Raw genomic sequence first — 20,343 nt, forward strand, 5'->3', positions numbered from 1 at the left:
AATTTAATTGCTGTTTGAGCAGCTCCAGTTATTTTAAATCATAACACATAAAAGCCTGAAAAGATTAGAATTTTAACCAGGAAAACCGGTTTATTCTTCCAGTTTTATCGGCTCTATCCACTTGTCATCTTCCCTGATCAACTCTATCAGTTCATCCACGGCTCGTTCCGCTGGCACAGATTTTTTTATTACATTCTGGCCACGGTACAGCGCTATTTTATCTTTGCCAACACCAACATAACCATAATCAGCATCGGCCATTTCTCCCGGACCGTTCACAATGCACCCCATGATACCGATCTTCACCCCTTTCAAGTGGTCAGTACGTTTACGAATCATGGCAGTGGTTTCCTGCAGGTCGAATAAAGTTCGACCACAGCTTGGGCAGCTGATGTATTCCGTTTTGCTCATGCGGGTACGGGCAGCCTGTAAAATTCCAAAGCTGAGGTTATTAAGCTTGTCAATGGTATGTAGCCACTCCCCTTTCTCCTGTTCCGGTAAAAGTTCAGTACCAAGCATAATACCATCTCCTAAACCATCGATCAGCAGTCCGCCTACATCTGTGGCTGCATACAACTGTACCTGGTCCGGAGTAAGATTTCCATATTCGCGTTTGATGATGCAAGGATTCTTTATGCCATTGTTCATTAACCTGAAGAAGCATTTACGGAGCTCTGGCATAGCATGCTCATTTTCTGAATAGAGCATCAATACAACTGTAGCATCCTGCTTCAGCCGTTCCATCAACTCTACTGTGATGTCGTGAATACTGGCAAGAACAAAGTTGAGCTTAGCATGCCTTTCAGTTGATTCCAGGTACTCTACAGCGCTTAGTAACGGATGGCGGTCCTGGCGTTGTTCTGCTCTCAGCCAATAGGTATAATTAACAAGCTCTTTCAAGCCATTTGGCAGCATGAAACTTATAGGGTAATCACCTGTATAAATATAGTCTGCCCCTAGGTCGTTCATGTTAAACTTATCCAGCAACATGGAATATAAATGACCTACAGATTTAAGATCAGCATATTTAATATCAGAAAGTCTGCTAAGGTCGGCAACAACACGGGGAACGTTAAGACCTCCAATATTTTCTACCTCAACAGTCTCACGCCGGTGGTACTGGAAGGGATTGATAGGAAGGTTGCAGACAGGTTTTATAGGCTGTGCCTTCTCCGCACGGTGGGTATAACGATCGATTAGCACCTGTGCTACGGGAGCCTCCGCCTCCGGTGCCTCTGTTAAAGAAACACGGACAGTGTCACCGAGACCATCTTCTAATAAAGTACCGATACCTACCGCTGATTTTATACGGCCGTCTTCCGCCTCACCAGCTTCTGTAACGCCCAGGTGCAACGGGTAAGGCTGCAATCCCTCTTCCTCTAGCTTTTGCACCAGCAGCCGGTAAGCCTGTACCATTACCTGTGTATTAGAGGCTTTCATGGAGATGACAATATCATAGTACTCCTCATCTTCGCAGATACGCAGAAACTCCAGTGCGCTCTCCACCATACCCAGTGGTGTATCGCCATAACGGCTCAGAATTCTGTCTGATAAAGAGCCGTGGTTGGTGCCAATACGCATGGCAGTGCCGTGCTCTTTGCAGATGCGAACTAAGGGAACAAAACGCTCCCGAATACGGTCCAGCTCCGCTTGGTAAGAGGCATCATCATACTCAATTACCTGGAACTTCTTTTTATCAGCGTAGTTACCAGGGTTCACACGCACCTTCTCCACAATGCGTGCTGCTACCTCTGCAGCATTCGGAGTGAAGTGAATATCAGCAATAAGAGGAATATCATAGCCCCGCTTAAGTAATTCTTCTTTAATATTCTTGAGGTTTTCTGCCTCCTTGATGCTTGGTGCCGTAATACGAATGTACTCACAACCAGCCTCTATCATGCGGATGCATTGTTCTACAGAACCCATAGTGTCCATGGTGTCAACGGTGGTCATGGATTGTACCCTGATCGGGTTATCACCACCAACAGGCACTCCGCCAATGTTCACCACTCGGGTCTTTCTGCGTTTATATTCCGTAAGGCTCGGGCAATAGGTAGTGTTCAGGTTACAGGCGTTATTCATAAGTTAAGTATGCTCAGCTCGATTCTTTAACTAAAGTTATGCTGTGTTTGTTCAAAGGGAAATTACGTAAAAATAGTAGTTTAATTTATAAACAGGCACAAGTATAACGAACCATATTATGATCTACATGCGCAATTTTCTCCCTCACATTCCTGAAATGAAGCTCAAACAACTGCAGAAATGGACAAAGCTCCGGCATGAACAGTTAAGTGAAGCTACATCCATTACAACGGATTCTGTTGTTGATTTCATTAAAAGGCAGATTGTTAAGGGAAACTGGCGTGAAGTAGAAGAGGTACTAAAAGGAAAACCTTTGACCGCAACAGGCAAGCTTCTATTTTCAGAAATGCGCAATCGTGTGATAGGTACCCTGATGCTCCGGTTGGGGCTAAGGCGTGTGGTAGCTTTAGCAATCGCATTGATACTTTTACCGCTTATACTTGCCAAGATCTCCGGAGAAACCATTAGTAGATTAAGAAAGTAGCTACATGTTATCAGGCTCAACCATAGTGATAGTGAGCAACAATTATGCAGTTACCTTTACAGATAGACATCTTAAAATTTCTCATAACACCATCGAAAACCTGCGTCAAATAGCTTCTTTAGCTATTAGTTTAGTAGGATTGAAGTAAACTGTATTCGATCCATTCTATAAAATTAGTAACTTGCCTTTAATTAAGCCTCTGCAAAGTTGCTTTTTCTTTCATCAGAATAAACATGAAATCCTTTTCTCTTCGCATCCTGATAGGGGCTTTATTTTCTGCTATTGGTTTAGTAAGTCTGTTTATCACCAAAGAAACTCTTACTGCAGCCATTTGGCTTAGCTTTGGAAATGGACTTATACTGTCTGACCTCCGATTTACTGCAACAGATGAGCAAGGAAGAGTCTACCTTAAGCCAATTCCAAGGGCAAGAATTATCTCTGCTATTTTCCTGCTTGTCTTGGCAGTTCTTCTTCTGATGCTGCAGGTTTACCTTGATTTAAATCAGCCGCAGTAATTTTGTGCCCTCATATCCTGCTTTGGAGAACAAGGTTTACATCAAATATCTGGGTGTTTCTTTTTAGTTTTAGCCTCAAAATTCTCCCTGGTTTACTATCCATCAGGTTCAGGACTTCCATTAACTTCATGTCTTTGCAATCCAGACCATTGATGTGCAGTAACTGGTCCCCGGGCTGTAAGCCTACTTGTTTTGCAGGGGAATTGTCTGTCACATCTGCAATAATGTAAAAATTTGTTCCTGGCAAGGGCGTGGATAGCTCAAACCCTGCAAGATTATAATTGAACGGCTTCTTAAATTTACTATTTGGGATAAGGGTTAGCTTGTTGTGCGGGTAATCAAATATTACGGTAAACCTGTTCAAAATGTCAGATCCTAAGTTACCGTTCCTGTTAGATATGTTCATCGCCAATTTGATCGACTCTTCATCAGGATAAGAAGCCGGTAAATCCTCAAGCTCATACCTTCCTAAGGCAAAGGCATCTAACCTACCGATTTTTCCGTGAATGTCACCTCCCAGCCCCCTGCCCAGGTATGCCTCCATCACCTTTGGGGGTAGGGTAAGCCGTTTGTCTGTAGGCAGATAAAGTGAAACAGTATGACTGGCACCTGTATCCAACACGAGTTTTACAGTTACCGTATCTCCATTCTTTTGCCGTACATTGGCATTGACATAAGCTTTATAATTTTCAATATGGAGCGGGTATTCTTCCGCTTTTTTCTTCTTCCGCAGCTTCGCATCAGGTCTGTAGAGCGTAAGCTGTTCCGTGTTGTAGTTGATTTTAACAATAAAATTCTTGAAAATATCATATCCTATAATACCGTGAACTGGCATGCCCATGCGCATGGATAAATTAAAAATATCCTCCATCAGAACATATACCTGATGGTTTTCTCCCCTGATGCCGCGCATTTGCATTATATTCCCACTGGAGTAAAGGGCTTCCACTTCATACCCTTTGCCAAGCCCCTGAATTTTAATTTTATCCGCTGTATTAAGGTTAAGAGAATCTGAAAAGTAAAGCCGGGTGATCAGCGTGTTTTTTACTCCAGAATCCAATATGAAATTGAGAGAACTTGAATTATTGATCTGTACAGGTATAATTATAAGATTGTGGACAAGCTTGAAGGGTATAGTTATCTTCTTCCGCTTGGATGTGAAGTAAACAGTATCTTTTTCGAATGGTGGCTGCTCTTGTGCGGTTACCAGCGAGGGCAACAAGTACAGGAAAAGACAAAGCAGCGTGAGAAAACCAGCTCTTGTCATACCTAAGGGTTTAGTAGTGGATGTTAACCTTTATTACGCAAACTAAAACCAAAAAGTAACACCGTACTGGTTGATATACAATAAATTATATTTGAATATTTTGTTGCTGGTATACAGAAATATTATTTCAGGAACAGAGCCTGATAACTTACTCTTTTTCACGCCTCCGGTATTGAGTAACAAAGGATCCTGTTTTCCTTCTTTTTTGAGAGCTCCTAAAAGCACTACGAAGAACCGAAAACTTGTGAGCAGTTTAGATCGAAATGACCAGAAAACACATAGGCTAACGATCTTAGCCTACTACTAAGAAATATAAGATGACAGGAGCTTACTCATTTAAGAGATAGAAAAGGCCAAATAGGAAATAAGGTGGGAGATACTGTGAGCCTCCATTTTAAATTAAATAGCAGAATGGATTCAATAGACAGCATTAAAAAAAGCTCTTTAACAGAGCTTTTTTTAATTTAAACAACTTCAATATTGCGCAGACCCAGCTTGTGCAGTTTGTTCGCTAAAGCTTTGATCTCGGCGCTTCTTGTAAGTAATTCAGGTTCCGCTGTCAGCCTGTCGCACTTAACTTTGGCTAACATCACTATACTTTTCAATGTTTCTAACTCCTTCAGTGTTATTTCAACTGTAGACTTGAAACCTATCTCTATATCCTGTTGCACATTATTCATTAGTTGTCTCATAGTTAAGAGAAGGTAATTATACAGATTTAGAACCCTCGTGCTGAAAGAAAAATTCAAAAATGCGTAACCTGATTTAAGTCTTTTCCGTAGCAGCCACACAACTATTTGATGATCAGATATAACGCTGATAAAGTAAAGTTTTGATTTGAAAAAAAAATTCTTGGGTAAATAAGTGGTTTAAAATAGTAATCAACTAATATTGATCATCAGCGTTTTCTTCACTTCTTTTTCTCCTTCAATCTTAGCGGTTCTATCAATTTGCACAAAACCTCTCCTGGTTCATTTGGTATATAATGCTCTTTAGCTACCACCAAGCTTATTTAGGTGTTTTAGACGCTTAATTTGACTATCTTTAAATAAAGTCACATTACTAAGAGGTTTTTAAAATTATACTTTTCCAATAGATGCACTACATCGACCTGTCCATTTTCGTGCTATACATGCTCGCGATGCTTGGAGTCGGATTTTATTTCCTAAGAAAAAATCAAGGCGCTGAAGATTATTATGTAGGAGGCCGCTCTATGAGCAGCGGTCATATTGGTTTATCTGTTGTAGCCACTGATGTGGGCGGAGGCTTTTCCATTGGTCTCGGCGGACTAGGCTTTGCTATGGGACTATCAGGCTCCTGGATGTTATTTACAGGCTTGCTTGGTGCCTGGTTAGCCGCAGTGTTTTTGATTCCAAAGGTAAAAAATAATCCTGCCTTTTCTCGTTTTCTAACCTTTCCTCAGATCTTCGGATATTATTTCAGTCCAAGAGTAGCCTTGCTGGCCGGTATCATTTCTGCTATTGGTTATACAGGCTTTACCAGCTCCCAGATCCTGGCCGGTGCCAAACTGGCAAGCGGTACCTTTATCAACCTTGATTTAAATACTGCGCTGCTTATAATGGGCATCATTGCGGTTGTTTATACAGTGATGGGAGGTTTAAAAGCCGTGATTTATACTGATACCATTCAGTGGGCGATCCTGATGGGAGGTCTTATTTTCATTGGCATACCTACCTCCTTTCTGGCTGTTGGTGGTGGATTGGAAAGTTTAGGTTTTAGTCAGCTAACGGACCTTAATTTTTTGGCTGAACAGTCCTCCAGGAGTATGACCGTTATTCAAAAGACTTTGCCTCCTGAGTTTCTTAGCCTGACCAATATAACATGGCAGCAGGTTGTAAACTGGGGGATTACCATAATTCCTATCTGGTTTGTAGGCATGACGCTTTATCAGCGCATCTATGCCTGCCGGGATGAAAAGACAGCCCGGCGAGCCTGGTACATTGCTGGCTTTTTTGAGTGGCCAGTTATGGCATTTATGGGGGTATGTCTGGGAATACTGGCCCGGGTTGCAGCTGAGCAAGGAATGTTTGAAGCTTTAGGCGCAGGTACGGTGGTAGACCCAGAAACAGGATTGCCGATGCTTTTACGCACTGTTTTACCGGTAGGTCTTATGGGACTAATGCTATCTGCTTACTTTTCTGCGATCCTATCTACGGCAGACAGTTGCCTGATGGCTTCTTCTGGCAATATTGTTACAGATGTGATAAGCCATTTTCGTAAAATTGACCCAGACGCACCTTCTACCCTTCGCCTGTCCCAAATCATTACGCTGCTTGTGGGTGCCTTTGCCCTTTGGCTGGCAACTATGATGACCAACGTCCTGGACCTGATGCTGTACTCCTATGCCTTCATGGTTTCTGGCCTGTTCATTCCTGTTCTTGGTGCGCTCTTCTGGAAACGGAAAAGCAGTGTAGCTGCTTTCTGGGCAATGTTGATGGGCGGTGTAGTGACAGTCTTATTACAGGTAAACCAGGTGGCATCACCCCTACCGCAGGAAGATATAACCTTGCTTGCGCATACATTACATCCTTATTTCCCTGCTGAATTCAATACTATCTGGATGAGTTTGAATCAGTTCGAGCTAAGGGAGCTGATAAATCAAACACTTTCTGCCAACAGTATCGTACATATGCCTTGGCTCAACCTTACTTTCCGGTTACCTTTTAACCTGGATCCGAATTTATTTGGCTTGGCAGCCTCCCTAGTAATATATGTATCGTTAACATTCTTATACCCTAATAAACAAAAAGGAAAAAAATGGCAGAAAACAAAAATGTCAGCTACAGCATCTATACACCAGAAAACCACAGTGGACTAGAGAAAGACGAAGTACTTAACTTTCTTTTCAAGCACCTGGATGAATACGGTGACCAACGCGCAGACATTGCCAAATGCATGGATTATGCCTTATCAACGTCTGAAGGAAAAGGAGGATCTGTTTTAGTGGCCCGTGAAGAAGGCCAGGTAGTAGGTGCTCTTATCATGAACAACACGGGTATGAGCGGGTATATTCCTGAAAATATTCTTGTATACGTTGCCGTTCATAACAGTCAGCGCGGAAAGGGCGTAGGCAAGAAGCTTGTACAATTAGCTGCAGAAAATTCCAAAGGAAGCATTGCCCTGCATGTGGAGCCGCAGAATCCTGCACGCCACCTGTATGAAAAGCTTGGTTTTACGAACAAGTATTTAGAGTATAGACTACAGAGATAAACTATGGCAGTCCTAAAGCTGTATCATCATAAACTACAACATAATTATAATCACCTCGACAAAATTTTCAAGGAGCATAAAATCGATTGGGGCATTGTAACGAAGCTTCTATGCGGCCATGAAATGTTTTTAAAAGAAGTTCTGGCTCTTGGAACTAAGGAGATACACGACTCCAGGGTAACCAACCTTAAAGCGATCAAGAAGGTAGCTCCTGATGTGCAGACAGTTTACATAAAACCTGCTCCCAAGAAAAGCATTCCTGATATAATTAAATATGCTGATGTAAGCTTTCAGACAGAGCTTGAAATAATCAGGCTTTTATCAGATGAAGCAGGTAGGCAGAATAAGCTTCACAAAATCATTATCATGATTGAGATGGGTGATCTTCGTGAGGGGGTAATGGGAGAATCCTTGATCCATTTCTATGAGCAGGTTTTTGAGCTACCGAATATTTCTGTTATTGGGCTTGGCGCCAATTTCAACTGCCTGCATGGCGTAATGCCAACCCGGGATAAACTGGTACAGTTAAGTCTTTACAAGCAGGTGATCGAAGCGAAGTTTAACCGTAGAATTCCATGGGTTTCCGGAGGCACCTCGGTTACAATTCCGCTGCTGTTTAATCATCAGTTGCCTCAGGGTATTAATCATTTTAGGATAGGTGAAGCCCTCTTCTTTGGATTAAACCTATTTACCGGCGAAACATTCGAAGGCATGTATGATGATGTTTTTGAGCTTGTAACTGAAATTATTGAACTGACAGAGAAGCCCATGGTTCCTAACGGCTTAATGGCTGAAAACCCAAGCGGAGAAAGCTTCGAAATTAATGAAAGTCTGTATGGGAAAAAGTCTCACCGTGCAATTCTTGATGTAGGCCTTCTTGACATCAATCCTAAGTTTTTAATTCCTAAGGACGAAGAAGTAAGCGTGATAGGCGCAAGTTCCGACATGCTTATTGTTGAACTTGGCGAGAATAAAAACAATTTTAAAGTGGGTGATACACTAAAATTTGGAATGCGCTACATGGGTGCCCTGAGTATTCTTAACTCTCGATACATCGAAAAAGTGATTGTAAAGTAAAATAAGTCTAAAGTTTTGTAAACTACCGAACCACAGATTGTGGTGCCGTTAGTCGTTTTTTTAGAGTAATGGAAAGGTTAAAAGGCAAGTTTTTGAAAGTAATAATAGAGTAACGTTACACATTTTCTTTTATGCGCCTTTCGGAAAGTGGTTTGCCCTATAACTTTTAGTTGTGCTGTCACGTCTTAATCAGGGTAATTAACAAAAAATAATCTTGAACGAAACAATTACAAAAAAGAGAACTGTACTTGCACGCCGGATCTTATATCCGCTTCTTGACTTTATTAAAGCTGAGTCGTTTAGTGGCATTCTGCTAATGTTCATTACCCTGATTGCCTTAGCTTGGGCTAACTCTCCATGGGCTCAAACTTACATAGACACCTGGCTTACCCCCTTCACCATTGCACTCGGCGACTATGGTTTAACAAAGGCCTCCCTCCTTTGGATCAACGATGGTTTGATGGCTATTTTCTTCTTTGTAGTGGGGCTAGAGATAAAGCGGGAGACCATGGTTGGAGAACTTGCCTCACTAAAAAGTGCTGCTTTTCCGGTTACTGCAGCTTTAGGCGGTATGCTTGTGCCAGCAGGTATATTCGCTGTTATGAATTACAATGGAGCTGGTTTAGATGGCTGGGGAATACCTATGGCAACCGACATCGCCTTTGCCCTGGGAATTATGACCTTGCTAGGTAACCGTGTACCTATTTCCCTAAAGCTGTTTTTAATTGCCTACGCGATAGTAGACGACATTGGCGCCGTTCTTGTAATTGCGCTTTTCTACACGGCTGAGGTAAACTTCCTGAGCATGTGGATTGCCTTTCTGATTTTTGGTGTGTTGCTGGTCCTGAGTGCGTTTCGTGTTAGAAACATCTGGATCTATGTACTTTTGGGTGTGGTGATGTGGGTGGCGTTTCTGAAATCAGGAATACATGCTACCGTAGCTGGTATTCTGCTGGCCATTACCATACCGGGTCGAACAAAAATCACCAAAGACGAATTTTACTCAAGTACAGATGAGGTGCTGAGTGAATTGGATGCTTCTGGAGTCGTTAGTGGCAATGCACCCAGTCAGGTTTCAGACGTGGAAATATACCAGGGTGCGGTACATACCATCGAAAAAAATTGTGAGGAAGCCCTCTCCCCAATGCATCGTCTGGAGCATGGTTTGCACCCTTGGGTGGCGTATGCCATTATGCCAATTTTTGCCCTAGCCAACGCAGGTATTTTTATAGATGCGGATTTGGTAGGTGGACTGAGTGGTTCTTTGCCAATAGGCATTATCTTAGGCCTCGTGCTGGGTAAACCTTTGGGCATACTCCTGTTTGCCTGGATAGCTTCCGCTACAGGCATAGCTGCTAAACCCCGCACTTTTAGTTGGATGCAACTGATTGGGGCCGGACTATTGGGAGGGGTTGGTTTTACTATGTCAATTTTCATTGCAAACCTGGCTTTTGCCGGATCGCCTCTGTTGCCGCTGTCTAAACTCGCTATTCTATGCGCGTCCCTTCTTGCAGGAATTGTGGCTTACTTCATCCTGCGCTATGCCTCCACGAAAAGCAAGGAAGAATTGGTTTCATAGGGCTTTTGCCCTCCATTCTCCTGCTTATTTAAAGCACCTTTACAGCCACTAAAGTTAATTTTCATATTCCATTAAGTTTATCCATGCAAAAAGCGCCTTGCTGTACTTCAATGTATAGCAAGGCGCTTTTGATTGTCTAATTTTATTCTTTTAAGTTTGCCTTAACTTATGGCGTAAGTAGGGCATCTAAGAATCCAATTTCTTCATTTTTCTTTTTGAAGATCATCAGCGGAATATCCATGTCGTGGCGCATGATTTTTTCTGTGACGCTTCCTAGCACAAATAAGGCAGCAGCAGACATGCCTTTAGCACCTACCACAAGCATATCAGCTCGGGCACGCTTGGCTTCCATTACCACCAGCTCTCCTATTTCATCTTCGTCTTCCTGCCGTACCAGCATAAGTTCTGCTCTATCTTCTAAGTCAGGGAAATGCTTCATTAAGTTACTGAACTTCTCCTCTGCAAAGCCACGCATACGCTTATCAAAATCCTCATAGCTGATACCAAGCGTTCTATATCCTGTAGGTACTTGGTACACGTGAAGGCAAATAACCCTGATCTCTGGCTTAGCCATAGCAGAGTGCAGGACACGGTCCAGAGCCATTTCGCTATATTCAGAAAAGTCCGTGCTAACCACCACTCGCTGCAGGTTTGGCCGGTCATAAGCTTCAGGAATAAACAGCACTCCTAATCTACCGCTTCGTAACAGCTTTTGTGCCAATACACCGCTGCCTCGAAGCCGCAGCTTTCGACCTACCAGCATCATATCTATCTGCTTTACCTTAGACCAATGCAGCAGTTCCTTTAAAGGATTTCCCTCTTCCACCATCACTTCTACTTCTACTTGTGGTATGTTTTCAAAGGCAGGAAGTACCTTTGCTTCAATAGCCTGACGTATTGTCTCGTCAGCTGGCACGTTCTCTCGCTGCAGTTTTTGGAGCAACTCATTTGGTACCTCAAGGCTTTTCTCAACGTGAATAAAGTAGACTTTTTCGATCTGCAGTTCGGCAGCAAAAAAAGCAGCATAGTTAATCAAGGTCTCATCCATGATAGTAAGGTCTAGCCCTACCATTATTCGATTCAGCGTGTTCATTGTGTTTTCTTATTTCAGCATTAAACGTTAGGTGCTCCACAAACTATGAAATGCCTGCTTTGCAACTTAATATGGTTAGTATGGTACTATTGTAAAATTACATACGGTGCTCAAGAAATATATATACAAATCTTTGTGCTTTAAATGATAGTTGTCATTATCATAAGCCTTTTAGTTGCTTTTTGTGCTCCGACCTTACATAAATTGTTGGGCAGGTATGTAGTTGTGCCTATGGCACTCTTAGCTTTTGCCGTATTTACCTATTTATGTCTGTTATTGCCTGTAGTATTACAACAGGAGTTTATAATTCAGTCGCACACCTGGGTGCCAGCCTTAGCCGTCAACCTGAATTTCAGGTTAGACGGACTAAGCCTTCTCTTCGCTCTTCTTATCTCTTTTTTCGGCTTTCTGGTTATGATCTATGCCAGTGGCTATTTAGAAGATCATCCTTTTCTGGGCAGATTCTACATGTACCTTGGCCTGTTTATGACTGCCATGCTGGGGTTGGTAAGTGCCGACAATATATTTCTACTCTTCATTTTCTGGGAAGTTACCAGCATTACCTCTTTCCTTTTGATTGGGTTCAATAACGATTTGGAGAAATCCCGGGTAGCAGCCTGGCAGGCGCTGCTGGTTACGGGGTTGGGAGGTTTGGCCCTTATGGCTGGCTTGGTATTATTAGGCTTTGCCGGAGGAAGCTTTACGTTTAGCAGTTTGTTTCAAAGTAAACAGGTTGTTTTAGAAAGTCCGCTGTTTCTTCCTGCTTTGCTTTTGATTTTATTGGGATGCTTCACAAAATCTGCGCAATTTCCTTTTCATTTCTGGTTACCCAATGCCATGCAGGCTCCTACTCCCGTAAGTGCCTACCTGCATTCAGCCACAATGGTAAAGGCCGGTATCTATTTGCTGGCGCGTTTATCTCCCCTATTTGCTACTTCTGAAGTTTGGCAATACACCCTGATAACAATCGGAGGTATAACAGCCTTGCTTGGTGCTTTCCTTGCACTTCAGCACTCCGACCTTAAAGCTATACTGGCTTATACTACCATATCAGCTTTGGGACTGATGGTGACGATGCTAGGAATCGGAACAGGCGTAGCGTTGAAAGCAATGCTGGTATTTCTTTTGGCTCATGCACTTTACAAAGGTACTATGTTCCTGGTAGCAGGTGCTGTAGACCACAGTGCTGGTACACGTGATTTTAACCAGCTTAAGGGGCTGGCAAAAAATATGCCTGTTACTGCGCTTGGTGCTACACTGGCTTCACTCTCTATGGCTGGGTTGATGCCGTTTTTTGGCTTTATAGGGAAAGAACTTATCTACGAGGCTGCCTTGGAGAGCTCATTATTTGTCTGGGTGGTATTTAGCCTTACCTTTCTTACAGGAGTTACCTTTGTGACAGTAGCTATTCTTCTTAGCTACAGTATTTTCTGGAAAAGTGCCGGAGCACCTACGTACGTAGAACACTCTCCAACTCCTGCTCTGTTTGTGCCGCCACTGATCCTCGGAATTGCAGGTCTAGCTCTAGGCTTAATGCCGGGGCCTGTTGTAACTCCTATCCTGGAGAGAGCGGTCCAAAGCGTTTCAGGAGAAAACCTGCTAAAACTAAAATTGGTGCTTTGGCATGGGGTAACAAAGGAATTAGGACTCAGCGTACTGACCTTATTGTTAGGCCTCCTTTTGTATAAATATCTTTACCAGGTACAGCAACAGATGGTGCCCATGATGAAAAAGGTTTATGCCTATGGTCCTGATGCCATTTACCACAGATTCTTTACTCTTTTTTTAAAAGGAGCAAAAGGGCTAATTTCCGCCATCCAGAGTGGATACTTACGCAGTTATATTATCTTCATCATCCTTTTTTTCTCAGCCCTCACTTTCATCGTTATTTGGAAAGATATCTCTCATTTGACCATGGTTACATGGGGTGATAAAATAAGAGAGATAAGAATTTACGAATTAGTGATTTACTTCCTTGTAATTACGGCACTTTTTTACCTGCTGGGAACTCGGTCTAGGCTCACTTCTATCGTGGTAATGGGTTTGATAGGCTATTCTGCTGCGCTTTTTTACATTCTTTTTGGTGCACCTGATGTAGCTGCTACCCAACTTCTTATAGAAACCTTAACGGTGGTGATATTTGTGCTGCTACTACACAAATTGCCTGCTTTTGTTTATTTATCCCATCAGTTCAAGAAGTATAAATTCATTGCCATCGCTATTTTATTTGGCTCTGTAATGACTTACACCATGTTATTGGTACAGGAGCACGCGGTTTCGTCCGATCTTAAAGAATTTTATGGAAAAGCCAGTTTGGTGCAGGCGCATGGGCGTAATATAGTTAATGTGATCCTGGTTGACTTCAGGGCCTTAGATACTTTAGGAGAAATAATAGTGCTGGCTGTAGCAGCACTGGGGATTTATGCCCTGTTGCGTTTAAAAAAGGATAAAAACGAATAGACTATGAAGACAATTATTTTTGCAACAGCTATACGTATCCTGACACCGCTTTTCCTCCTTTTTTCTATTTATATTCTTTTCCGGGGTCACAACCATCCCGGGGGAGGCTTTATAGGAGGACTGATTGGTTCTATAACCTTTGTGTTTCATGTGCTGGCACATGGTTCTCAACGAACCGCCAAAGAGTATTTCAGTTTAAAGCTTTATCGCTATGAAAAATTACCTGCTCAAGGCCAATTTAATTACTTTAAGCGCTTTATAAACCATAAATTTTTTAATAGAGAAATTAAAGGGGAGCCATGGGGGTATTACCTGATCCGGCTAAGACCAAGTTTTGTGATGGGAACAGGATTGGTTATGGCTGCTGGAAGTGGTATGGTCGGTTTATTTAAAGGTGATCCTTTTATGACAGGCTACTGGCTTGATGCTAAAGTTCCTGTGATAGGATCAGTTGGAACTCCTTTACTTTTTGATATGGGTGTGTACCAGCTAGTGTTGGGAATGGTTTTGAAAATTATTTTTACGATGTCAAGAGACTAGAAGCTATGGAAGTACTCTTACCCTTCATGATCGGTATTTTATTCTCAGTAAGTCTATACCTGATAATTCACCGTCACCTTTTTAAACTAATTCTCGGACTTATTCTTTTTGGTCTTGCAACAAACCTATTTCTGTTTGTAGTTGGAGGAATAACGCGTGGTGGTATAGCAATAATTAAGCAGGAAGAAACCTTTCCCGTTGAACCGTATTCTGACCCTGTACCGCAGGCCCTCTTGCTTACCGCTATTGTGATTGGGTTTGGCATCCAGGCTTTTGCTATTGTCTTAATTCGCCGCGTATACAGATCGTTTAAATCAAATAACCTGGACGACCTGAACAACACAGAAAAAATTTAATTCAACAGCTCTTCCCATGTCAGATGATGCGCTTATTATAATGCCTCTGTTAATACCGCTTATAGGGGCTGTAATGAGCGTGTTCCTATGGCAGTTAGTAAGGTGGCAGACATTTATTGTGGCCCTAACCCAATTTGGGTGGCTGATAAGTACAGGAGCTTTGCTATACCAGGTGCTGCAAAAAGCGGTGTTAACAACACAGGTAGGTAACTGGCCTGCTCCCTATGGTATTACTTTAATCGTTGATTTATTTAGTGCACTGGTGCTGTTATCCGGAAGTATAACTGCTGTGGCTGTTTATTTCTTTTCACTGGTTGGTCTTGACAAGACTAGAAAAAAGTATGGATACTATCCGCTAATGCTTTTGCTGCAGATGGGTGTGGCAGGTGTCTGCTTAACAGGTGATGTTTTTAACCTGTATGTGTGGTTTGAAGTAATCCTTATCTGTTGCTTCGCTTTGTTATCCCTGGGAGGGAAAAAAGCTCAACTAGAAGGCACCTTAAAATATGTTACCATCAACTTTTTAGCTTCTGGAATACTTTTGATGGGTACTGGGGTAATTTATAGTTTATATGGTTCTTTGAATATGGCGGAATTAGGTGCCATGGTAAGAGATGATCATCCAAATTTGCACTTACTTTCTGTAGCAGGAGTTTTCTTTTTAACGGGCTTCGGAATCAAGTCCGCTTTATTTCCCCTGTTTTTCTGGTTACCTGCTTCTTACCATACTCCTCCTATTGCCATCTCCGCTTTCATTGCAGGGCTTATATCCAAAATAGGAATCTATGCTATTATCCGACTCCATACGTTGATCTTTATTCAAATACAGGACGATACACAGCCGCTCCTACTTACGCTATCAGGGCTTACAATGGTGGTCGGTGTGATTGGAGCAGCAGCCCAAACAGACTTGCGTAAAATTCTATCTTTGCACATTATCAGCCAGATTGGTTATATGCTTATGGGGCTAGCAATTTATACTCCTCTTGCGATAGCCGGCAGTGTATTTTTTATCCTACATAATGTTCTTGTCAAAACAAACTTGTTTTTGATTAGCGGAGTGGTGGCACAGCGCCGCAGAACGTTTTCCCTCTACCAGTTAGGAGGGTTATATCTTAAGCAACCACTGCTTGCTTTTATGTTTTTTATAACAGCAATGGCCTTAGCAGGCCTACCTCCTCTTTCTGGCTTTTGGGGCAAGTTAATGCTGGTTATGGCCGGATTTGAGGCTGGCAACTATATCATCGTTGCTACTTCTCTTTGTGTCAGCCTTGTTACGCTTTTTTCCATGACTAAAATATGGAATGAGGTGTTTTGGAAACCTAACCCGCTACAGCGAAAACGTCATCTTGAACCCTCAGCAGAGGATGTGCTCCGTGGCAGGATACTGCGTGTGCCTGTTGTGTTCCTGCTCATCTTCATTTTGTTAATGAGCCTGGTGGCGCAGCCGTTGGTTAACCTATCTAAAAGATCTGCTGAACAGCTGCTGCACAGCGAAATCTACATCAATGCCGTATTGTATAAAGCTGATCCTACAGTAGCAGTGCCTAAAAAGGAATAACTTATGCGCACATTTTTACTACATACAATCATAGCATTTATTCTTACTTATGTAATTTTTCATCAGGAGGCCCCTCCGTTGCCATATAGTGCCATCAGCGCCACCTTCATTTTCCTGCTGACCTTTTGGCTGTTCTGGTTTACAAGTATTGCTTATAACCGGAAATATTTTCGGAAAATGCCAAAGGCAATTGAGTTTTCGGCCTTTTTCCTGAAGGAGCTGTTGGTGGCTAACTTTAAAATTGCCTATGATGTTGTTACGCCGCACTACTACATGCGCCCAACAGTTATTGCCCTTCCCCTGAAAGTCAGGTCAAACATGGAAATTACGATACTTGCTAACATTATATCGCTTACTCCAGGAACTTTGAGTATTGATGTGAGTCCGGATAGAAAACTACTTTATATACATGCACTTTACGTAAAAAACAATGATGTTGAGGAGCTGAAACGTCATATCAAAAATGGTTTTGAACGAAGATTGATGGAGTTGACAGCATGAGCTTATTTCAGATAACCTTAATAATCGCAATGATTATCCTAAGCCTTTGTTTGCTGCTAACAGCAGCCCGCTTTGCTATTGGCCCCTCCTTGCCAGATCGAGTTACAGCCTTTGATCTGATTGTAGCCATAGTAATCGGTATGATTGCCATCTACACGGAATTTACTGGTAACGAAGACTTCATTGATGTTGCCATTATTCTCTCTCTCTTCGGCTTTCTGGGTTCCATTTCTTTCTCTTATTACATCATGAAAATCAATAAATGACCTATGTTCTCAAATTTTGATTTAAATTTTATAAAAGAGATCATCAGCTGCATTTTAATAATGTTGGGTGTTATCTTGATGTTAATCTCTACCATAGGACTGTTACGCTTTCCTGACTTCTACATACGCATGTCTGCTATCACAAAGGGAGCCACGCTTGGGCTTGGGCTAATTCTTTTAGGGATGGGAATATATTTTAATCAGCCGGATATATTGTTAAAGGTGCTGGCTATCATTTTCTTTGTGTTCCTTACCGCACCTGTAGCTGCCCATGTAATAGGTAGAACAGCAGTGCAGAACCGTACCCCTTTCTGGGTAAAAACTAATCTAAAAGAATTTGAAGCTTATTTGCAGAAAGCACATTTAGACAAAGTAAAGCTACATGATAAATATGAGGAAGAAGAGATAAGGCAGGGAGAAAAACCTAATGATGGTGGTGATAACGGATAAATGGTCTTACGGATTCGGCATACGTGTCAAAAGAATCTACAGAGGTAACAACATGATCAGGGTAAGTAAGACAGGTTAACCTACCACCAAATACACAGCCTGTATCAATATTAATAGTATTATTTCGCCAATGTGGTTCGTGCACCGGAGTGTGGCCATAAACTACTATAGCTTTCCCACAGTAATCTGCTGCCCAGTCCAACCGGATAGGCAAACCTTTTTCATCTGTTTCTCCAGTAGTTGGTCCATAAAGACAAAGCTCCCGTACTCCCCTGGTATTTCTGCCATGCAGGCGTTCTTCCAATCCTGCATGTGCAACAACGAGCCTTCCTTCATCCAGAATAATATGGTGCGGTAAGGAAGACAGGAAATTCACAATTCTTTTATGAAATGTAGAGTCATATCTTTTCAACTGTTCAACAGTAAGCTCCAATCCGTGCCGTATCTTCACATTTCTTCCAATGAGCATCCTGTACAGTTTATCGTCATGGTTGCCGCTCACACAATAGGCTATTCCCTGTTCAGCCATGTCCATTACGAGGCGTAACACTTCAGGAGAATCTGGCCCACGATCAACCAGATCCCCGACAAACACAGCCGTACAATTAGCTGGAGCTTCAACAATGTACCTTTGTTCTGCCTCAAGGAAATTGACTTTATAATGTAATTGCCCCAGCAGAGCCATTAACTCCCCAAAGCAGCCATGCACATCGCCAATGATATGAAACGGGCCATGCTTATCCGGAAGCTCCAGGTTATATAGTTCTTGCGCAGCTTTTTTATTCATACAGGTATGCTATTAACTCCAATCTGTTTAGGTACAACAAAGTGCACTTTATTCTATAATAACCTTAATCAAGCCTTTCAGGTTATACTCCTACCTTATATTTCGAATAGTACAATGTAATAAATCATTTCACTTTTTGATTGAGGTTGGCTTTTGTTATTGCTACTTTTGCACTCCGGTCAAATACAACACTTTCAGGCCTGTACACTGAAATGCCCCATTATAAAAAGCTAAAAATCCCACTTCTCTGGCTTCGCCGACATACTTCTGATCGTGAGTTTATGCTCCTCTCAAGTGTTTTGGTAGGTTTAACAGCAGGATTGGCGGCTGTAGTACTTAAAACTCTTGTACATTATATACATGTACTGCTGGCATACGGCAACAGACTGCTAGATCAACCCTACTGGCTTGTAGTCTTTCCTTTAGCCGGTATTCTTCTTACTGTTTTTCTGGTAAGGGTAATGTTTAACGGGCACATAGGTCGCGGAACAGCAAACATTCTTTTTAACATTTCGCAGAAGTCAAGCATGGTGGAGCGGCACAAGATGTACTCACATGTGCTTACCAGCGGGATAACAGCAGGATTTGGTGGTTCGGCGGGTTTGGAGTCGCCTATTGTGGTAACAGGTTCGGCCATAGGATCCAATTATGGCCGTGAGTATCATCTGAATTACCGTGACCGGACGCTTATGCTGGCATCCGGTGCGGCTGCAGGTATAGCTGCTGTTTTTAACGCTCCGATTGCTGGGGTTCTATTTGCCATAGAAGTGCTTCTCACCGATATAAGTATTTCGGCTTTCATACCACTTATTATCGCTGCAGTGGTGGGTGCTCTTTGTTCTAAGATCATTCTTCAGGAAGAAATTCTCTTCTATATCGGACAGCGGGAGTTCTTTGAGGCGGGTCATGTTCCCTTTTATGTATTAGTAGGTATCATTTCCGGAATGATGTCGGTTTATTACACCCGGATGGCCCTTCGTGTGGAAGAGGTTTTCGAGGCTTACGAAACAAAGGTTTACCAAAGGGCTATCATAGGAGGAATCCTTTTGGGCTTACTCATTATGTTGTTTCCCCCGTTGTTTGGCGAAGGTTACGATAGCATAAGGCTGTTAGAAGGGAATAATGCGGAAAAACTTTTACAGGAGAGTTGGTTAGCTTTTTTTGGTACAAATGAATGGCTCCTGCTCAGCTTTATAGGTGCATTGGCCTTAGTAAAGGTTTTTGCTACCACCATAACCATAGCCTCTGGCGGCAACGGCGGCAATTTTGCTCCTTCTATGTTCGTTGGCGCTTGTTCAGGTTTTTTCTTTGCCAGGTTAATGAATCTGCTGGAAGTAACTAAGTTACCAGAAGGAAGCTTTGCAATGGTAGGCATGGCCGGCATATTGAGTGGGGTGATGCATGCACCTCTGACAGCTGTTTTCCTTATAGCGGAGATCACGGGAGGTTACACCTTAATGATTCCGTTGATGATAGTGGCTGCCACTTCTTTTGCCTTAGTAAAATACTTTGAGCCTTATTCCCTTGATACTAAAAAGCTGGCACAGAAAGGGCAGCTGCTTACGCACAATAAAGACCGTACCATACTGAGAATACTGAAGATCAGGCACCTCATCGAAACAGAGTTTCAGGAGGTATCCCCTGAGGCTACTTTAGGCGAACTGGTGCAGGTGATAGCGCACTCCCGCAGAAACCTTTTCCCTGTTGTAAATGATTCGAAATCATTGGAAGGTGTAATTCTATTGGAAAACGTGCGGGAGATAATGTTTAAAGCTGAGAAATATGATGTTGTGAAGGTAAAAGAATTAATGGTCAAGCCACCGGCTATCGTGCAATATGATGATAGTATGGCGGACGTGATGAAGAAATTTGATGAATCCGGGGCCTGGAACTTACCTGTAGTAGAGGGAGATGTATACCTGGGGTTTGTTTCTAAGTCAAGTATATTCACAAAATACCGGAAGTTACTAATTAAGACTACGAACGTATAAGGCATTTTTTTACCTACTCCTTAGAAATAGTCTCAAGCCCAATGCTAGCAAAACCCCTCCCTTTGCTTTAATCAGTTTACTTGGGCTTGCAAGAGGATTTAAT

The 20,343-nt window shown here is 42.4% G+C and carries 19 protein-coding genes; 14 read left to right on the forward strand and 5 right to left on the reverse strand.

From position 1 onward, the window contains the following. Nucleotides 1–90: 90 nt before the first annotated feature. Nucleotides 91–2,082: a (E)-4-hydroxy-3-methylbut-2-enyl-diphosphate synthase gene (ispG, locus tag ACFSRY_RS19290; RefSeq protein WP_377512021.1), complete on the reverse strand. Its 1,992-nt coding sequence runs from the start codon at nt 2,080–2,082 to the stop codon at nt 91–93. 127 nt (nt 2,083–2,209) lie between these two features. Between ispG and ACFSRY_RS19295 the strand changes: the two genes are divergently transcribed. Next, the gene (locus tag ACFSRY_RS19295; RefSeq protein ID WP_377512024.1) at nt 2,210–2,566 is read left to right on the forward strand and encodes a hypothetical protein; all 357 of its coding nucleotides are present in this window, start codon (nt 2,210–2,212) and stop codon (nt 2,564–2,566) included. Between the two features lie 233 nt (nt 2,567–2,799). Beyond that, nucleotides 2,800–3,081 carry a hypothetical protein gene (locus ACFSRY_RS19300; protein WP_377512027.1) on the forward strand — a complete coding sequence of 94 codons (282 nt, stop codon included), beginning with the start codon at nt 2,800–2,802 and terminating at the stop codon, nt 3,079–3,081. A gap of 10 nt (nt 3,082–3,091) precedes the next feature. On the opposite strand, the gene ACFSRY_RS19305 is transcribed toward ACFSRY_RS19300, so the two are convergent. Both ACFSRY_RS19305 and ACFSRY_RS19310 read right to left on the reverse strand, forming a co-directional pair. Beyond that, entirely contained in the window at nt 3,092–4,348 is a 1,257-nt protein-coding gene (locus ACFSRY_RS19305; protein ID WP_377512030.1) for an aspartyl protease family protein, read from the reverse strand. Between the two features lie 464 nt (nt 4,349–4,812). Beyond that, nucleotides 4,813–5,040, reverse strand: coding sequence for a hypothetical protein (locus ACFSRY_RS19310; protein WP_377512033.1), 228 nt, complete (start codon nt 5,038–5,040; stop codon nt 4,813–4,815). Between the two features lie 404 nt (nt 5,041–5,444). Between ACFSRY_RS19310 and ACFSRY_RS19315 the strand changes: the two genes are divergently transcribed. The 4 genes from ACFSRY_RS19315 (at nt 5,445) to nhaA (ending at nt 10,235) form a co-directional block, all read left to right on the forward strand. Beyond that, nucleotides 5,445–7,187, forward strand: a complete 1,743-nt coding sequence (locus tag ACFSRY_RS19315; protein WP_377512036.1) for a sodium:solute symporter family protein — start codon at nt 5,445–5,447, stop codon at nt 7,185–7,187. Beyond that, complete coding sequence (locus tag ACFSRY_RS19320; RefSeq protein WP_377512039.1) at nt 7,127–7,579, forward strand: GNAT family N-acetyltransferase; 453 nt, start codon at nt 7,127–7,129, stop codon at nt 7,577–7,579. The genes ACFSRY_RS19315 and ACFSRY_RS19320 overlap by 61 nt, the downstream gene beginning before the upstream one ends. Before the next feature lie 3 nt (nt 7,580–7,582). Then, nucleotides 7,583–8,656, forward strand: a complete 1,074-nt coding sequence (locus ACFSRY_RS19325; protein ID WP_377512042.1) for an alanine racemase — start codon at nt 7,583–7,585, stop codon at nt 8,654–8,656. 214 nt (nt 8,657–8,870) lie between these two features. Further along, nucleotides 8,871–10,235, forward strand: a complete 1,365-nt coding sequence (gene nhaA, locus ACFSRY_RS19330; RefSeq protein ID WP_377512045.1) for a Na+/H+ antiporter NhaA — start codon at nt 8,871–8,873, stop codon at nt 10,233–10,235. A 166-nt stretch (nt 10,236–10,401) separates the two neighbouring features. Here the strand turns inward: nhaA and ACFSRY_RS19335 are convergent, their stop codons facing one another. Then, the gene (locus tag ACFSRY_RS19335) at nt 10,402–11,328 is read right to left on the reverse strand and encodes a universal stress protein (RefSeq protein ID WP_377512048.1); all 927 of its coding nucleotides are present in this window, start codon (nt 11,326–11,328) and stop codon (nt 10,402–10,404) included. Between the two features lie 231 nt (nt 11,329–11,559). On the opposite strand from ACFSRY_RS19335, the gene mbhE reads away from it, so the two are divergent. The 7 genes from mbhE to mnhG are packed head-to-tail and all read left to right on the forward strand — an operon-like array spanning nt 11,560 to nt 17,462. Continuing rightward, nucleotides 11,560–13,788, forward strand: a complete 2,229-nt coding sequence (gene mbhE / locus ACFSRY_RS19340) for a hydrogen gas-evolving membrane-bound hydrogenase subunit E (protein ID WP_377512051.1) — start codon at nt 11,560–11,562, stop codon at nt 13,786–13,788. Nucleotides 13,789–13,791: 3 nt separating this feature from the next. Further along, entirely contained in the window at nt 13,792–14,328 is a 537-nt protein-coding gene (locus ACFSRY_RS19345; protein ID WP_377512055.1) for an MnhB domain-containing protein, read from the forward strand. A gap of 5 nt (nt 14,329–14,333) precedes the next feature. After that, on the forward strand, nt 14,334–14,684 hold the full coding sequence (locus tag ACFSRY_RS19350; protein ID WP_377512058.1) for an NADH-quinone oxidoreductase subunit K: 351 nt from the start codon (nt 14,334–14,336) through the stop codon (nt 14,682–14,684). A 40-nt stretch (nt 14,685–14,724) separates the two neighbouring features. After that, a complete protein-coding gene (locus ACFSRY_RS19355) occupies nt 14,725–16,245 on the forward strand; it encodes a proton-conducting transporter transmembrane domain-containing protein (RefSeq protein WP_377512061.1) in 1,521 nt (506 codons plus the stop codon). A gap of 3 nt (nt 16,246–16,248) precedes the next feature. Further along, nucleotides 16,249–16,746, forward strand: coding sequence for a Na+/H+ antiporter subunit E (locus ACFSRY_RS19360; protein ID WP_377512064.1), 498 nt, complete (start codon nt 16,249–16,251; stop codon nt 16,744–16,746). A gap of 29 nt (nt 16,747–16,775) precedes the next feature. After that, the gene (locus ACFSRY_RS19365) at nt 16,776–17,012 is read left to right on the forward strand and encodes a monovalent cation/H+ antiporter complex subunit F (protein ID WP_377512068.1); all 237 of its coding nucleotides are present in this window, start codon (nt 16,776–16,778) and stop codon (nt 17,010–17,012) included. Between the two features lie 3 nt (nt 17,013–17,015). Next, on the forward strand, nt 17,016–17,462 hold the full coding sequence (gene mnhG / locus ACFSRY_RS19370) for a monovalent cation/H(+) antiporter subunit G (RefSeq protein WP_377512071.1): 447 nt from the start codon (nt 17,016–17,018) through the stop codon (nt 17,460–17,462). Here mnhG and ACFSRY_RS19375 read toward each other — a convergent pair. Continuing rightward, nucleotides 17,437–18,249: a metallophosphoesterase gene (locus ACFSRY_RS19375; protein ID WP_377512074.1), complete on the reverse strand. Its 813-nt coding sequence runs from the start codon at nt 18,247–18,249 to the stop codon at nt 17,437–17,439. The two genes, mnhG and ACFSRY_RS19375, sit on opposite strands and share 26 nt — an antisense overlap. Before the next feature lie 212 nt (nt 18,250–18,461). Between ACFSRY_RS19375 and ACFSRY_RS19380 the strand changes: the two genes are divergently transcribed. Continuing rightward, nucleotides 18,462–20,240: a chloride channel protein gene (locus tag ACFSRY_RS19380; protein ID WP_377512077.1), complete on the forward strand. Its 1,779-nt coding sequence runs from the start codon at nt 18,462–18,464 to the stop codon at nt 20,238–20,240. The last annotated feature ends 103 nt before the right edge of the window (nt 20,241–20,343 follow it).

This window comes from Pontibacter locisalis (genome assembly GCF_042684605.1).
Lineage (GTDB): Bacteria > Bacteroidota > Bacteroidia > Cytophagales > Hymenobacteraceae > Pontibacter > Pontibacter locisalis.

Excerpts from the sequence above, each read along its gene's own strand:
- ACFSRY_RS19350 (WP_377512058.1), top strand. The coding sequence starts at position 14,334 with ATGGAAGTACTCTTACCCTTCATGATCGGTATTTTATTCTCAGTAAGT.
- ispG (WP_377512021.1), bottom strand. The coding sequence starts at position 2,082 with ATGAATAACGCCTGTAACCTGAACACTACCTATTGCCCGAGCCTTACG.
- ACFSRY_RS19345 (WP_377512055.1), top strand. The coding sequence starts at position 13,792 with ATGAAGACAATTATTTTTGCAACAGCTATACGTATCCTGACACCGCTT.
- mbhE (WP_377512051.1), top strand. The coding sequence starts at position 11,560 with ATGGCACTCTTAGCTTTTGCCGTATTTACCTATTTATGTCTGTTATTG.
- ACFSRY_RS19315 (WP_377512036.1), top strand. The coding sequence starts at position 5,445 with ATGCACTACATCGACCTGTCCATTTTCGTGCTATACATGCTCGCGATG.
- ACFSRY_RS19365 (WP_377512068.1), top strand. The coding sequence starts at position 16,776 with ATGATTATCCTAAGCCTTTGTTTGCTGCTAACAGCAGCCCGCTTTGCT.
- ACFSRY_RS19305 (WP_377512030.1), bottom strand. The coding sequence starts at position 4,348 with ATGACAAGAGCTGGTTTTCTCACGCTGCTTTGTCTTTTCCTGTACTTG.
- ACFSRY_RS19325 (WP_377512042.1), top strand. The coding sequence starts at position 7,583 with ATGGCAGTCCTAAAGCTGTATCATCATAAACTACAACATAATTATAAT.
- ACFSRY_RS19320 (WP_377512039.1), top strand. The coding sequence starts at position 7,127 with ATGGCAGAAAACAAAAATGTCAGCTACAGCATCTATACACCAGAAAAC.
- ACFSRY_RS19300 (WP_377512027.1), top strand. The coding sequence starts at position 2,800 with ATGAAATCCTTTTCTCTTCGCATCCTGATAGGGGCTTTATTTTCTGCT.
- mnhG (WP_377512071.1), top strand. The coding sequence starts at position 17,016 with ATGTTCTCAAATTTTGATTTAAATTTTATAAAAGAGATCATCAGCTGC.
- ACFSRY_RS19380 (WP_377512077.1), top strand. The coding sequence starts at position 18,462 with ATGCCCCATTATAAAAAGCTAAAAATCCCACTTCTCTGGCTTCGCCGA.
- ACFSRY_RS19310 (WP_377512033.1), bottom strand. The coding sequence starts at position 5,040 with ATGAGACAACTAATGAATAATGTGCAACAGGATATAGAGATAGGTTTC.
- ACFSRY_RS19335 (WP_377512048.1), bottom strand. The coding sequence starts at position 11,328 with ATGAACACGCTGAATCGAATAATGGTAGGGCTAGACCTTACTATCATG.
- ACFSRY_RS19355 (WP_377512061.1), top strand. The coding sequence starts at position 14,725 with ATGCCTCTGTTAATACCGCTTATAGGGGCTGTAATGAGCGTGTTCCTA.
- ACFSRY_RS19375 (WP_377512074.1), bottom strand. The coding sequence starts at position 18,249 with ATGAATAAAAAAGCTGCGCAAGAACTATATAACCTGGAGCTTCCGGAT.
- ACFSRY_RS19295 (WP_377512024.1), top strand. The coding sequence starts at position 2,210 with ATGCGCAATTTTCTCCCTCACATTCCTGAAATGAAGCTCAAACAACTG.
- ACFSRY_RS19360 (WP_377512064.1), top strand. The coding sequence starts at position 16,249 with ATGCGCACATTTTTACTACATACAATCATAGCATTTATTCTTACTTAT.